Origin of the sequence: Schaalia sp. ORNL0103 (assembly GCF_019429565.1) — a bacterium.
Taxonomy (GTDB): Bacteria; Actinomycetota; Actinomycetes; order Actinomycetales; family Actinomycetaceae; genus Pauljensenia.
Window position 1 is genome coordinate 1 of sequence record NZ_JAHXSA010000002.1, and the last position, 14,945, is coordinate 14,945.

A 14,945-nucleotide genomic window follows, 5' to 3' on the forward strand; every position below is an offset into this window, starting at 1 on the left:
GAACACCAGCGGCGCCACAAGCAACGCAAACGCGCGGCAGCCCGCCAGGGCCGCCGCGCGTTCACGCGACTAGATCAGACACTCAACACAATCGAGAGTGCAAGCACTCAGCACGGTCGAGAACTCAAGCACTCAGCGCAGTCGCTGGGCCACCACCTCGGCGACCTGGACCGCGTTGAGAGCAGCGCCCTTGCGCAGGTTGTCGCCGGAGACGACCAGGACGAGGCCACGGTTGCCGTCGACGGCCTGGTCGTGACGGATACGGCCGACGAGGACCTCGTCGCGGCCGGCGGCCTCGAGCGGGGTCGGGACGTCGACGACGCGCACGCCGGGAGCCTCGGCCAGCAGGACGCGGGCCTGGTCGGGCGTAATGTCGCCGGCGAACTCGGCGTGGATGGTGAGGGTGTGGCCGGTGTAGACGGGGACGCGCACGCAGGTGCCGGACACGGCGAGGTCCGGGGTGTGCAGGATGCGGCGCGACTCGTTGCGCAGCTTCTGCTCCTCGTCGGTCTCCTCGGAGCCGTCGTCGACGATGGAGCCGGCGAGCGGCACGACGTCGAAGGCGATGGGCGCAACGTACACGCCGGGCTCGGGCAGGGTGACGGCGCGGCCATCGAGGGCGAGGCCCGCGAGGTCCTGCTTGACGCCGGCCTCGATCTGGCTGGTCAGCTCGGCGACGCCGGCGCGGCCCGAGCCGGAGACGGCCTGGTAGGAGGACACGAAGAGGCGCTTGATGCCGCCGGCCGCCTCGACGAGGGGCTTGAGGACGGGCATCGCGGCCATGGTGGTGCAGTTGGGGTTCGCGATGATGCCCTTGGGGCGGTTGTCGACGTCGTCAGGGTTGACCTCGGACACGACGAGCGGGACCTCGGGGTCCTTGCGCCACGCGGAGGAGTTGTCGACGACGACCGCGCCGGCGGCCGCGAACTTGGGGGCGTACTCGCGCGAGGCGGTGGCGCCCGCGGAGAACACGGCAATGTCGATGCCGGAGTAGTCGGCCGTCGCGACGTCCTCGACGACGATGTCCTGGCCCTTCCAGGGCAGGGTGGTGCCGGCCGAGCGCGCGGACGAGAAGAAGCGAATCGTCTCGACCGGGAAGTTGCGCTCCTCCAGCAGGGTGCGCATGACTCGGCCGACCTGGCCGGTGGCGCCGACGACGGCGACGTTGAATCCACTCATGGTGTTCTCCTTGTGTTGGTGCGCGCGCCCATACGACGGGGCGAACGCTGGGTGAAATCTATGGGGACGAGGCCGGGGCGCACTCCCGGGGGCACCGGAGCTCGCGCGGATGAACGGAGCCCGGCCCGGGCCTCGTCGATGAACGATCAGCGGCCGGTGCCGCCGTAGACGACGGCTTCGGTTTCGGAGGCGTCGAGGCCGAAGGCGGTGTGGACGGCCTTCACGGCGCGGTCGAGGTCGTCGAGGCGGGTGACGACGGAGATGCGGATCTCGGAGGTCGAGATGAGGTCGATGTTGATGCCCGCGTCGGACAGGGCGCTGAAGAGGCGCGCGGAGACGCCGGGGTTGGTGCGCATGCCGACGCCGACGAGGCTGAGCTTGCCGATGTTGGGGTTGTAGCGCAGCTCGTTGAAGCCGATCTCCTCGCGGTGGGCCTCAAGGGCGTCGAGGGCCTTCTGCGCGTCGCCTTCGGGCAGGGTGAAGGTGATGTTGGCCTTCGTGGGGTCGGAGATCGGCAGGTTCTGGACGATCATGTCGATGTTGGCGCCGACCTCGGCGACGACGGCGAAGACGCGGGCGGCGACGCCGGGGCTGTTCGGCACGTCGGTGACGGTGATCTTGTCCTGGGAGCGGTCGTGAGCGATACCGGAGATGACGGGCTTTTCCATGGCGTTTTCCTCGGGAGACTTCAGGGCTGCGTCGGGCACGAGGCCCTTGAGTTCAGGGTTTGCGGGAGAGTCGGAGATCCAGGTGCCGTTCTTTTCGGAGAACGAGGAGCGCACGTGCAGGGGGACCCCGTAGCGGCGCGCGAATTCGACGGCGCGCAGGTGGAGGATCTTGGCGCCGTGCGCGGCCATTTCCAGGGTTTCTTCCTGGGTGAGGGTGCGCAGGCGGTGGGCCTTGGGGACGATGCGCGGGTCGGCGGAGAAGAGGCCGTCGACGTCCGTGTAGATTTCGCAGACGTCGGCGTGGAGGGCGGCGGCGAGGGCGACGGCGGTCGTGTCGGAGCCTCCGCGGCCCAGCGTCGTCACGTCGTCGTCCTTGGAGATGCCCTGGAAGCCGGCGACAATGGCGACCTGGCCGTCCTTGATGGCGCGGGCGACGCGCTCGGGGACCATGCCGACGATCTGCGCGGCACCGAAGCGACTGTCGGTCTGGATGCCGGCCTGCGCGCCGGTGTAGGCGCGGGCTTCGACGCCGAGTTCGTTGACGGCCATCGCGAGGAGGGCCATCGAGATGCGCTCGCCGGCCGACAGGAGGATGTCCATTTCGCGCTCGGGCGGGGTGTCCGTGAGGGCTGCGGCCGAGTCGAGCAGGTCGTCGGTCGTGTCGCCCATCGCCGATACGACGACAACGACGCGGTGTCCCGCGTTGTGCGTGTCCACGATGCGCTGGGCGACGCGCTTCATGGCTTCGGTGTCGGCGACGGAAGAACCGCCGTACTTTTGCACGATCAGTGCCACTAGAGCCTCATTTCTATCTGTACGTGCCGATTCGCACGCCTTCGGGTGGCGCACGCCACCACAACAATCCTACGGCCCGCTAGGCATCGCGCCGCGAAAGACCGGCATGTGGGCGCAGGTGACATGGGACGCGCCGGGGCGACCCAGGCCACACATCCCTTTTTTGCCCGGAATTGCAACGATCCTGATCAGCGTGCGAAATCGCCGTCCGTGCGGGTGCGCTCAGGCGGCGGGCAATGTCACGTCGATGACGGTCCCCTTCTCGGAGTCGACCAGCCGCACGGACCCACCCATCGCGCGGGCAAGCGACTCGACGATCGACATTCCCAGGCCCGAGGAGCCGCGGCCGTCGCGCGTGCGCGAGGAGTCGCCACGCACGAAACGGTCGAACACGCGGTCGCGGATCTCGGCCGGGATACCGGGACCGTCGTCCGCGACGCGCAGGGTCACCATCGACGAGGCCGGGGCACCCTTGTCGGTTTCCGCCCCCTGGGTGGCGCGGGTCAGGGAGACGGTCACGCGGGTGCCGGCGGGCGTGTGCACGCGGGCGTTCGCGAGGAGGTTCGTGAGGATCTGGCGCAGTGCAGCCTCGTCGCCGAGGACTTGCACGTCGGCTGCCTCGCCGAGCTCCCACGCATGGTCGGGAGCGACCACGTGGGCATCTGACAGGGCGTCCAGTATTAGCGGAATAACGTCGACATTCTCCCGTTTGAGGGAGCGATCTCCGTCCAGGCGCGCCAGCGTCAGCATCTCCTCCACGAGGGATGCCATCCGCGCCCCCTCCGAGGAAATGCGCTCGAGCGCCTGGGTCCGGAACGCCTCGTCAATGTCGCGTCGCGCGAGCTGCGCGTAGCCCTGCACGGAGGCCAGCGGCGTGCGCAACTCGTGCGAGGCATCGGCGACGAACTGGCGCAGCTTCGCCTCGCTGCGGGCGCGGCGCTCCATGCCGTCTTCGACCGCGTCGATCATCGAGTTCAGGGCCCCCGCGACGTCCGCGACCTCTACGGGGCCGGAGGTGGCCTCCTCGCCGACGCGGGTCAGCTCCTCGGCGTCGTCGGCCAGGTCGCGGCTCGCGATGTCAGCGGCTGCCGCGCGCACGACACCGAGGGGACGCAGCTCGCGGCGCACCCATGCTCGGCCGGCGAAACCCGCCGCGATAGCGACAACAAGGGACAGGCCGACCTCGACCGCGACAAGCATCAGGACCACGTCATCGACTCTGTCCATCTGCACGCCGACGAGGACCGTCTTGCCATCGACGACCTGGGAGGTCGCGCGGAACGTGCCTAAACCTTTGAGTCGCACGGTATGCGGGGCACCATCCGTGGGCACCGCTGCCAGGATCGCCAGTGCAGGCTCATTCAAGTAGGTCACCGAGAAGTTCGAGACGACCGCGCCTGCAGCCTGCCCATCCTCGCTCACATACTGGAGTGTGCCCTCGGCGATGCCGGAACCGCCAAACCCCGGCCCCTTGGGACCGCCGGGGACAACAGGCCCACCGGGACGAGGCACCCGCCCGCCCGACTGCGGGACCGCGCGGGCGCCCTCGTCGGAATCGTCGTCGGAGTCGTCGTCCGCGTCCACCTCATCGTCCGGCGCATCCTCGACATCCAGATGCTCACCCGCACGTTGGGAGAGACGGTGCAGCTCGGAGTCCATGTTGCCGAGCATCCAGGAGCGCATCACCAGGGTGGACGCTGCGACCATGACGATGAGCGCGAGGGCGACGCACGCGGCCAGCGCGCGCGAGAGGCGCCCGGCGAGGGAACGCCGCCGCGTCACTGCGGCTCCCGCATGATGTAGCCGGCGCCGCGCACCGTGCGGATGAGTGCCGGGCGATCCGCGTCGATCTTCTTACGAAGGTACGAAATGTACAGCTCGACGACGTTCACCTGGCCGCCGAAGTCGTAGCTCCACACGGCGTCAAGAATCTTCTGCTTGGACAGCACGATTCCAACGTTTTCCATGAGATACCGGAGCAATTCGAACTCAGTGTTCGTTAACGTGATTTCTTCCCCGCCACGGCGCACATCGTGTGAGTCCACATCGAGGATCAGATCGGCAACCTGAAGGACCGTCGAGGCCGCCTGCTGGGTGCGCCCCGCCCGGCGCAGCAGCGCCTCCACACGGGCCGCCACCTCGTCCAGGTCGAAGGGCTTCGTCACGTAGTCGTCCGCGCCAGCGCGCAAGCCCTGCACACGATCCGCGACCGCGTCGCGGGCGGTGAGGAAGAGGACCGGCAGCTCCGGGTCGCGAGCGTGCAGGCGCTCCAGCGTCTCCAGTCCGTCCATGCGCGGCATCTGCACGTCGAGGATCACGACGTCCGGGTGGAAGCTCGACGCCTTCGCCAGCGCGTCCAGCCCATCCTTCGCTGTGGCCGTCTCCCAGCCCTCGTGGCGCAAGGCCTGCGAGAGCAGGTCCGCCAGCATCGCCTCGTCGTCAACAACCAGCACTCGGGGCGCGCCTGAGCTCGCCTGGGTCGCCATCATGGCCTCCTCGTCTGTCGCAGCGTGGTCCCTACGATTGTGTCACACGTGCGTCACCGACAGGGGGACGCGCGGCCCGCAGCGCGACAAACACCGCAGGTCGCGGCCTCGTCGATAAGAACCTAGAGGCGGCGGCGTCCCTCGAGCGCGCGGCCCAGCGTCACCGAGTCCGCGTACTCCAGGTCACCGCCCATGGGCAGGCCCATCGCCAGGCGCGAGGTCTCGACACCCATCGTGGAGAGCATGCGCGCGAGGTAGGCGGCCGTCGCCTCGCCTTCGACGTTCGGGTTGGTCGCCAGGATGACCTCGGTGACCGAGCCGTCCGCGAGGCGACTCATCAGCGAGGCGATGTTCAGCTGGTCGGGCCCCACCCCATGGATCGGGTCGATGACACCGCCAAGGACGTGGTAGCGACCGCGGAAGACGCGCGCGCCCTCGATCGCCTGGATGTCCTTGGGTTCCTGGACGACGCAGATCGCGCTGGGGTCACGGCGCACGTCGCGGCAGATGGAGCACTCGTCCTCTTCCGTGAGGTTGCCGCAAATATCGCAGTGACGCACGCGCCCGCGCACGGCGTTGATCGCGTCGACGAGGCGCGCGACGTCCTCAGGCTCCGCGTCCAGGACGTGCATGGCCATGCGCTGCGCGGACTTCGGGCCGATGCCCGGCAGCTGCCCGAACTGGTCGATGAGGTCGGCCAGGGCGCCGTCGTACATGTCAGTATCCTCCCTCGGTCATCTTTTCTTCGATGACGCGTCCGCCGAGGATCTCCAGGACCGCTGCCAGGCCGATCGTCTGCGAGTTTTCGATATTTTCGTCGTCGATGCTGGCGCTGTCGTCGTCGGCCGCGTGAGTGCGGGTCGAGACGACGGCGGCCTCGCGCTGGGCCTTCTCGCGCAGGGCGGCCTCGGCGGCGGCGCGTCCGGTCGGCGGGCCGTCGGACGCGCCTGTGGCGTCGCTCTGGGGTTCCGGGGCGCCGAATCCGGGCGCGGAGTCCTGGGCTGGCTCGGGGGCCGCGGCCAGCCAGGCCGGGGCCTGCGCCGGGGCGCTTGGCGCAGCGCTGATCGGGGTCACGTCGGCGGGGGCCGAGGACTCGGGCGGGGTCCACGAGTCCGCGCCGTCGTCAAAGTTAACGGACGCGCCGCCCGAGATCACGACCGGGTCGCCCCAGCCGGTCGGGGTCGACGGGGTGTGCGCGGCGGGCACGATGGGAGCGTCGTCGAAGACGGGGGACGAGGCCGGCTCGGCCTGCGCAGGTGTGCCCGCCGGCTCGTCGGTGGGCTCCGGGTCGCCGGGGTAGCGGAACACCGTGAAGGAACGCTTGCGCGGGGCTGCGTCACCCTTCGGGGACGAGGCATGGGTGGCCTCGGGCGTATCGGCGGAAGCCTGGGCGAGCGCGCGGGCGGCGCGTTCGGGCAGCGCGGGACGCTCGGCGGGCCGGGGATCCTCAACCTGCGCGATCGGTGCCGGTGCGGGCGCGACGGGTTCGTCACGTCGGATCGGCGTCACCGTCGCGGGGGCGGGCCACCCGGATTCCACCGGCTCGGGAGCGGGTTCGGGGGCGCGCACGGGCTCGGGCCACCCTGCATCCTCGGGTTCGGGCGTGGGCTGCAGCTCGGGTTCCGGCGCACGGGCTGGCTGCGGCCAGCCGGTGTCGACCGGCTCGGGGTCGCCCTGGGGTGCCGCCTGCGCGGCGGCCTCATCAAAAGGGGGCGGCTCCGAGACCCAGCCGCCGGGCTGAGAGTGTTGCGCGGCAGGGCCGGGGTGCGAGGCCTGCGCGGACGGACCGGTCGTCGCGGGGCCGCCCGAGGCCTGCCCGACCTGCGCGGATACGCTCACGGTCAGGCCGGTGACCTCGTTGATGGCCTTTTCGACGTCGGCGGCGCGGGGGCCGCGCGAGAAGGCGTTGACCATGGCCTCGACGGGGAAGAGGAGGACCACCTGGGAGCCGTCGACGGCACCAAGCTGGGCGTTGCCGCCGACCATCGACCACGTGACGCGGCTGATGGAGGACAGGCGCTCGATGACCTCGTTCCAGCGACCACGCAGCATGTCGGCGTCGCGGCCCGAAGCCGGGGCCTCTGCGCGTGCTGGTGCCTCCGAGCGCTGCGGCGCGGCGAATTCGCTGCTCTGCTGCGGAGGCGCGGCGGGGCGCGGCTCGGCCTGCACGGGCATGGCCTTGCGGGCGGGGGCCGTTTCGTGGGCGACCTCCCGGCGCGGAGCCTCCTGCGGCTTGGACTGCGCCGGAGCGGAGCTCGGCTCCGGGGCCGCGGGCTTCTGAGCGGACCAGTCAGGGTCACTCCCCCACGCGGGCATGCCCTGGGGGGCAGGCGCGGCAGACGACGCCGGCGCCTGAGGGGCGGGGGCCGAGGCCTCGGCACGCTCCTGCTTCTTGCGGGCCAGGGCCTCGCGGGCCTCGCGGGCACCGAAACGACCCGAGGAGGCCTCGGACGACGGCGCGGAAGCCTCGCGCGGCGCTCCCCCACCGGTCATGCCGACCGTGCCCTGCACGGGTGCCTGGGCGGGGCCGGGGGCGGGCACGAGGATGCGCCCGACGAGGAGCTCGAGCTGCAGGCGGGGCGAGGTCGCGCCCGTCATGGCTCGTAGGGCCTCGTCGGTCAGGTCGGCGGCGCGGGACAGTCCGTGCGGCCCCCAGTTCTGTGCCTGGCGCTGCATGCGCTCGAACTGGTCGTGCGGGGTGTCCGCCAAGACATCGCGCGCGCCATCACCGGCGACCGCGATGATGAGGAGGTCGCGCAGACGTTGCAGGAGGTCCTCGACGAAGCGGCGCGGGTCGTGGCCGGACTCGACCATGCGCTCGACGACGCGGAAGGCCGCGGCACCGTCGCCACCCGCGAGAGCGTCGACGGATTCGTCCAGCAGTGCGGAGTCCGTGTAGCCGAGCAGTGCGACGGCCGTCTGATACGTGACCTGACCGTCGATCGCGCCGGCCATCAGCTGGTCGAGCACCGACAGGGTGTCACGCACCGAGCCGCCGCCCGCTCGCATGACGAGGGTCAGGACGCCCTCACCCACTCCGATGTGCTCCTCGGCGCACAGGCCCGTCAGGTAGGGGCCGAGGATGTCCGGCGGCACCAGGCGGAACGGGTAGTGGTGGGTACGCGAACGGATCGTGCCGATGACGCGCTCGGGTTCCGTCGTCGCAAAGACGAACTTGACGTGCTCGGGCGGCTCCTCGACGAGCTTGAGCAGCGCGTTGAAGCCCTGGTTCGTGACCATGTGGGCCTCGTCGATGATGAAGATCTTGTAGCGGTCGCGCACCGGTGCGAAGGTGGCGCGCTCGCGCAGGTCGCGGGCGTCGTCGACGCCGCCGTGTGAGGCCGCGTCGATCTCGACGACGTCGAGCGAGCCGGGGCCTCCGGTGGCCAGCTCACGGCACGATTCGCACTGGCCGCACGGGGTGTCCGTGGGGCCCTGCGCGCAGTTCAAGCAGCGCGCGAGGATGCGCGCCGAGGTGGTCTTACCGCATCCACGCGGCCCGGAGAACAGGTACGCGTGCGTCACGCGATTCGCGCGCAGCGCCGCCTTGAGCGGCTCCGTCACGTGTTCCTGGCCGATCACCTGATCAAAGGTGTCGGGGCGATACCGGCGATACAGAGCTGTGGTCACCCTCCAAGCCTAGTTGTTCCCACCCTCATCTGCGCCCCGCGCCGCGCGTTCCACACGCTCTGGGAATCCTTTGTCATTGACGAGGCCGGGGCGGGGTCGTGGGGTCGGGGCGGGGTGGGTATGCGGGAGGGGGCGCGGGACCTGTGTTGGTCTCGCGCCCCCTCACCTAGGTGGGCTTACCCCGTGTGGGTGGGGTGTGCACCCGTGGGGTTAGGCATCCTCACGCTCGCGGCGGCGCTTGCCCGCCAGGGCCGCGATGCCAGCGATAGCTGCCATGGCTGCCATACCACCCAGGACGGATGCGTCCGAGCCGGTACGAGCCAGGACCTTGGCGACCGTGGTAGCCGGGGTCGGGGTGGGGATCACCGTGAGCGGGAAGTCCACATTCAGGTTCTCCTCACCCTCACCAACCGTCACCGTCATCGAGGTCGTCGCCGCGTTAAACCCGGCAGGAACCTCAATATCGACCGTGTACGTACCCGGAACCAGGCCAGTGAAACGGTAGTTACCGTTCGCGTCAGTGGTGGTACGACCCACCTCCACGCCGTTGGCGTCCTTGAGGATCACGGTCACACCAGGCACACCCGGCTCACCGTTATCCGCACCGTTACCGTCCTTGTCATTCCACACACGATCACCGATCGTGGCGGGGGCAACCAGACCAAAGTCCACGCCCTGCACCGACGCATCCGTAATCGTCACGGCCGCTTCGGTCGCACCCTTGCCCGTGTAGGCCTGGGTCGGGATCAGACCAGCCAGATCACCCTTATCGGGATCCACGATCACGACGCGGTACGAGGCCGGAGCCAGACCCACAAACTGGTAGGCACCCTTCTCATCCGTGGTCGCAGTCATCGGCTTGCCCTCAGAGTCAAGCACCGGAGTGCCGTCCTCGTTCAGCAGAGCAACCGTCACGCCCTTAAAGCGCTGCTCAGAATCACTCTTGGAGTACGACGCATCCGAATCACGGTAGATCGTGCCACCCAGGTTGTATCCGCCCTTGAACGAGGCCGAGGACTCGTTGTTGGTCGGATCATCGCCCACCTGATCCTGGTGCGTGATCGTTGCGACGTTCGTGATCAGCGAGCCAACGCCCTCACCAGTGATACGCACGGTGATGGTGATGGTCTTGACCTCGTCCTTCGCAATGGTCAGGTTCGACAGATCCCACTTACCGGTCTCTGCGTTGTAAGAGCCATCGCCTTCAGCGGACACGAAGGTGACGCCTGCGGGCAGCTTATCGGAAGCGGTTACACCGGTTGCCACGCTCGGACCATTGTTGGTCAGAGTGAGGGAGTAGGTGATTTCCTTTCCGGGTGCGAAATCGAAGGTGCCCTGCTCCTCTGCTGAGGGAGTGGTGATCGCCTTCTTGATGGCGGTGTCAGCCGAACCGGTGAACGCCCAGTCCTGGTCGTTGTTCGTCATCGCGCCGGGGCTCAGCGTCACCTTGGAGGTGAGGGAGAGCTCCTGGCCCTCAGAGGCCGTCAGGTCGCCCGACGGGGCGTGGGTCTGAGCGGTGCACTCGGGGCACACGGTGGCAAGGGAGGCCTTGTCAACGGTCACGACGTAATCGCCGGGAGCCAGGTCCTTGAACGAGTACTTGCCGTTCTCGTCCGTGACCGTGGTCAGCGTCTTCTCCACGCCGGCGGGGGTCGTGTAGGTCAGCTTGACGGTCACGCCGGCCAGCGGCTTGTCCGCACCCGAGGGCTCGGAACCACCGTTGTTGTCGACGTCCCAGAAGAGGGTGTCACCAATCGTGCCATCGGCGATCAGGCCGAAGTCGACGGTCTCATCGTTCTGGCCCTCGGTGAGCGTCACGCTGCTCTCGGTGCCGTTGGAGTCCTTCTCATCATCCAAAGCCGCGTAGGACTTGGTCGCAGAGTAGCCGGCGGGGACCGTGAAGGTGACCTTGTAGTTCTCCTCGCCCGCGCTCGCGACGATCCGATCGACGTTCGGCATCAGGTTCGTGAACTCGTACTTGCCGTTGGCGTCCGTGGTCACCGGCTTGACCGGGTTGCCGCCCAGGTCGATGACCGGGTTGCCGGCGCCGTCGGTCAGGGTGACGGTGACGCCGGCAACGCCGACCTCATCCGCATCCTGGACGCCGTCCTTGTTGGCGTCGAACCACACGAAGTTACCCACCGAAGCGGGCTTGACGAATCCGAAATCAACCTTCGAAACATTGGCGTTCGAGGTAGTTAGAGAAATCGTCGGGGTTGTGAGATTCCCCTTGCCTGCCTCGCTGCGCTTGGTCGAGGTTTGGTAGCCGTAGGTCTGCGTGTAGTCAGACAGTGACACGTTCTCTCCGTCAACGGTGGCATGGTCGGGAACGACCTCAACCTTGTAGTCGCCCAAAGGCAGGCGGTTAAAGGTGTAGTTTCCGTTGGCGTCGGTAGTCGCGGTGATGTCAGCGCCAGAGGAATCCTTAACGGGGTTGCCGTTAGCATCCAGCAGACGGACAGTCACGCCTTCGAAAGGCTTGTCGATTCCGCGATCATTGATCCAAGTGGCATCCGTGTCGTTGTAGATGGTTCCCGAAATGGAGCCGCCCACCTTGAAGGTCGCGCTGTCCGTGTTGTTATCCGGGTTGGAGTCGACCTGATCGAACTCACCCAGCGTCGCCGTGTTCGTGATGGTCTTACCTTCGGAGCCCTCGGAGACCTTGACCAGAACGTAGAGTGTCTGGGTTCCGTTCACCGCAAGGTTTGTATTCAACTGGCCGGAGGGCATGGCCTCCCAGTCGGTGTCCAAATTCGCGAGATCTGGAGCCGAATTGTGCTGCACGCCGACGCAGGGAGTGGTTGCATCAGTCTGGCACAGGCGGACCTGCGTGGAGATGGCTTCGATTCCCTGCGGAAGGACATCCTTAATCTTCATGCCAGAGGCGACAGCCGGTCCCTTGTTATTCAAGGTGATCGAGTACAGCATGTAATCGCCGGGCATAACCGGGTCAGTCGACTCGATGGTCTCCGGGATTCCATTTGCATCCATGACCGGTTGATCGCCGTTCACCTTAACGCGAGCAACCTTCTTGGTGACCGACACGTCAGTGGAGACGTTGATGCCAACCTTGGGTGCTTCGTTCGGCTGCAGGTAGGAAACCTTGCCGTTTTCGGTGACGCCACCGGACATTGCAACGGAGTTCCATGCAATGAGGTTGGCGTTAACCGGAGAGGTCATGGTTGCCACGAACTGGATCTTTTCGCCGACCTCAATATCGCGGTTCATGACGAGGCGGAAGCCCTTAACGGTCTTCAGGTCTGCAGGTGCTGCTCCCCACGCGTCGGGGGTACAACCGGCAGGGCCGTCGTTCATCGCGCCACCGACGCTCATAACCTCGCCGCGGCAGGGATTCTCAACCGTCGTGTACTGGATCGTGATATCCGAGGCGGGAATTTCGCTGGTTTCGGGGTCCTGGCCCGACTTTTCCTTGATCGACTGGAAGGTCCAGTTGGTCGAGTTCAAGAAAGGCTGCCAAGAGGAGCCGCGTGCCTGAGAAGAGGCGGGACCCACACCCGTGTCGCCCGGGTGAGGAAGAATGTCATAGGCGACAACCTTCGTCAGGGGAGCGTTGCCAGCGTTTGCAATGGTGAAGCGGTATGCGCCATCCGAACCCGGATCGATCTTTGCGACGTCTCCGGCAGGAACAAAGTCGGCGTCCTTATTGCCCTTGACTTCCTTCGCGATGCTCATTGCGGGGGTGGTCGCAACGTTGAAGTTGGCAGTGGCGTAACAGACGTAGTCCTCAGTTGAACCGTTGCCGTTGACGTCGAAGGTGTCCTGCACGCGGCCGGTGAGGCAGTAGTTCGTGTTGCGCAGGCTCTTATCCTCGGTGGTCGCCTTCGCGCCGTCGCCGGGCATGTAGGCGTTTGCATCGTTCGTGGTCTGACCAGCAGGCGCTGTATTCTTCACAGTCGTGTTGAAGGCCGTGTAAAGATTTCCTTCGACGGGATCAGGAACAATCATACGGAGCAGGGTTCGGCCCGATCCGTTGTAATTCTTCGTGATCTCAATCTGGACCTTGCTGACGTCGTACTTGCTTCCATCAGGATTCGTCAGAGGTGAACTAGAAAAGATGCTGACCTGAGATGCATCGTCGATATCGAAGCCTTCGGGCAGCAGATCCGCAAGGGTAAATGGGGTGGGCTTACCGCCTTCGGACTTCTTGCGAACAATACCGTTAACGCCGAAAGAGGCTGTCTTTCCAACGGTCACGGGGTTCGTGCGAGCAACCTTCACAACTCCCACGCTGGGGAAGTCCTGGCGCACGCGCATCCAGGTGCACAGATCATCGGCAGAGGCAACGACCTGGCCGCTGTCCTTATCCGTCAAGGTGCCGGATGCACAGTTCTGGAAACGGACGTAGTCAGGAGAAGCGACATAGTTGTAGTACTTCTCAGGCGGGGCAACCGTGTTGTAGTGGCTGGCGAAATCCGCAGGCTCTTCGGTGGGAAGAGTCGAGGGGATCGTGCCGTAGAACCACACGGATGGATTGGTTTGTGGTGCAACATCCGAATCGATGGTGAAACGGGTGATCCACTCGCCATCGGGAAGGTTCAAAGTGCTTGTCTCGGTGTAGTTGACGACCTCGTGGTTGCCCTTGTTGGTCCAGTACTCAAGAGTCCAGCCGCCCTTATCTTCGTAGCCAGACTTGCCAAAAATACTGAAACGGTAAGGGGCAACCATGGTCGGTTGATCACACGAGCCGCCTGCTGCCTTGGCATCCTGAGAGGACCAGGTACAGGGCATGGTGTCATCAAAGTGAGCGTGAGTCGTTGTGTTACCGGTGTTCGACACACCGAAACGCCACGCGCTCATGCCCTCACGGAAGGCATACGTGTTGTCGTTACCGGCCTTGGCGAGTCGACCGCCCGGCTTGCGCAGGGAGAAACCATGGGTGATTTCAGAGCTCTTCGTCAAGGTCGTTGAAGGATCATTCATCACCTTGGCGGTGATGGTGGCCTTGTTTGTAACCGTGTCGGCCGTCGTTACCGAACCTTCGGGGTATTTCACGGTAACCAAGGACTCGATGGGGTTTTGCCAAGCCCACTTGTCATAGGACCAAGTAACAGTGTGCGTCGCTGCATCGTAAACGCCGCCATTGGTAGCGGAAACGAATACTGCCTGTGCGGGAAGCGGATCGACGACCTTAATGTCCTGGACCTGCACGAAGTTGGTGCCGTTGACGCCACCCTTCAGTGAGGAACCATTCCAGCGGATACCAACCTTATTGGGGTCGGTTTGGTCGATCTGCTGGTAGCCGTAGCGCAGCTTGTACGTCGTTTCACCGCCGACAGCAGGGTAGCTGTTCGGGTTTGTCGAACCGCTCTTCTCAATGGCGATATCGGTGTCCGCGGTCCACGTGGTGGTTTTCGAATCCTCGACGGGATCTGCGTTCCACGCCGTAAATTCGACACGTTGAGTGGTTGTCGAGTTAGTCGGTGCATCGTTTCCGTCGTAGTGCCAGGTGATCTGGATACGGTCGGAGGTGCCTGCCGGGATGGTGCGGTTCAGAGAGTAAATGAACTGCTTCATACGGGGAGGCCCGGGGAGAATACTCTGGCTGGTAAGGGCGACGGTAGAGCCGGTAACAGCAGTGGCCGTGTAGAGATTGTCCTTCAGCTGAACTCCGGCGGGAGTGACTGCTTCGGGGAGCAAGAACTTGATGGAGGCACCTTCACAGGGGGTGGTTACCGACGAACAGGAGTAGTTGATCGTCGTCACCTGGTTTTCGCGCACCGAAAGGGTGTCGCTGTCGTTCGTGACAGTCATTGCCAAGGTCGCCGGCTTCTCAGAGGTTGAGCGTGCGCGGCGCGTGCGGGGCTGATCCTCGGGGGCTTCCTCGGCGGCGGGAGCCTCAGCACCAGCCTCGGCGTCGGGAGCCTCAGCACCAGCCTCGGCGGCGGGAGCCTCAGCACCAGCCTCGGCAGCGGGCGCGTCTGCGGCCTCAGAGTTGGACGAGGCCGTGGCAGCTTCCTGAGAGGAAGCTACGTCAGGCGATTGCGTGCTTTCATCAGCGGCGCTGGCTCGCATAGCGAGGGGTGTCAGCGACGTGACGAGAAGCGAGAGAGCGGCCAGACTGGCAGCACCCGCAACGCCCACACGGGCGCGGAACGGACGCAGTCGAGACATCGTCTTCTCCTTCTTTTGTTGAAATGTGGACAGGACTTGCATCCCAGCCTAGTGA

General features: G+C 66.0%; 7 protein-coding genes. All 7 read right to left on the bottom strand.

What is annotated here, in order from left to right:
- Window positions 1-132: 132 nt before the first annotated feature.
- Window positions 133-1,179 carry an aspartate-semialdehyde dehydrogenase gene (locus JJJ16_RS07300; protein WP_219752016.1) on the bottom strand — a complete coding sequence of 349 codons (1,047 nt, stop codon included), beginning with the start codon at window positions 1,177-1,179 and terminating at the stop codon, window positions 133-135.
- A gap of 146 nt (window positions 1,180-1,325) precedes the next feature.
- Window positions 1,326-2,642 (bottom strand): aspartate kinase, encoded by a 1,317-nt coding sequence (locus JJJ16_RS07305; protein ID WP_219752017.1) that lies wholly within the window; start codon window positions 2,640-2,642, stop codon window positions 1,326-1,328.
- Window positions 2,643-2,864: 222 nt separating this feature from the next.
- A complete protein-coding gene (locus JJJ16_RS07310) occupies window positions 2,865-4,424 on the bottom strand; it encodes a HAMP domain-containing sensor histidine kinase (protein ID WP_318836535.1) in 1,560 nt (519 codons plus the stop codon).
- Complete coding sequence (locus tag JJJ16_RS07315) at window positions 4,421-5,128, bottom strand: response regulator transcription factor (RefSeq protein ID WP_413243688.1); 708 nt, start codon at window positions 5,126-5,128, stop codon at window positions 4,421-4,423. The genes JJJ16_RS07310 and JJJ16_RS07315 overlap by 4 nt, the downstream gene beginning before the upstream one ends.
- A 122-nt stretch (window positions 5,129-5,250) precedes the next feature.
- Complete coding sequence (recR, locus tag JJJ16_RS07320) at window positions 5,251-5,844, bottom strand: recombination mediator RecR (RefSeq protein ID WP_219752019.1); 594 nt, start codon at window positions 5,842-5,844, stop codon at window positions 5,251-5,253.
- Between the two features lies 1 nt (window position 5,845).
- Window positions 5,846-8,758 carry a DNA polymerase III subunit gamma and tau gene (locus JJJ16_RS07325; RefSeq protein WP_219752020.1) on the bottom strand — a complete coding sequence of 971 codons (2,913 nt, stop codon included), beginning with the start codon at window positions 8,756-8,758 and terminating at the stop codon, window positions 5,846-5,848.
- 210 nt (window positions 8,759-8,968) lie between these two features.
- On the bottom strand, window positions 8,969-14,890 hold the full coding sequence (locus JJJ16_RS07330) for an SdrD B-like domain-containing protein (protein WP_219752021.1): 5,922 nt from the start codon (window positions 14,888-14,890) through the stop codon (window positions 8,969-8,971).
- Window positions 14,891-14,945 lie beyond the last annotated feature (55 nt).

What these genes read in the sequence shown, in the direction of transcription:
- JJJ16_RS07315 (WP_413243688.1), bottom strand. Translation starts at nt 5,128, where the DNA reads ATGGCGACCCAGGCGAGCTCAGGCGCGCCCCGAGTGCTGGTTGTTGAC.
- JJJ16_RS07330 (WP_219752021.1), bottom strand. Translation starts at nt 14,890, where the DNA reads ATGTCTCGACTGCGTCCGTTCCGCGCCCGTGTGGGCGTTGCGGGTGCT.
- recR (WP_219752019.1), bottom strand. Translation starts at nt 5,844, where the DNA reads ATGTACGACGGCGCCCTGGCCGACCTCATCGACCAGTTCGGGCAGCTG.
- JJJ16_RS07300 (WP_219752016.1), bottom strand. Translation starts at nt 1,179, where the DNA reads ATGAGTGGATTCAACGTCGCCGTCGTCGGCGCCACCGGCCAGGTCGGC.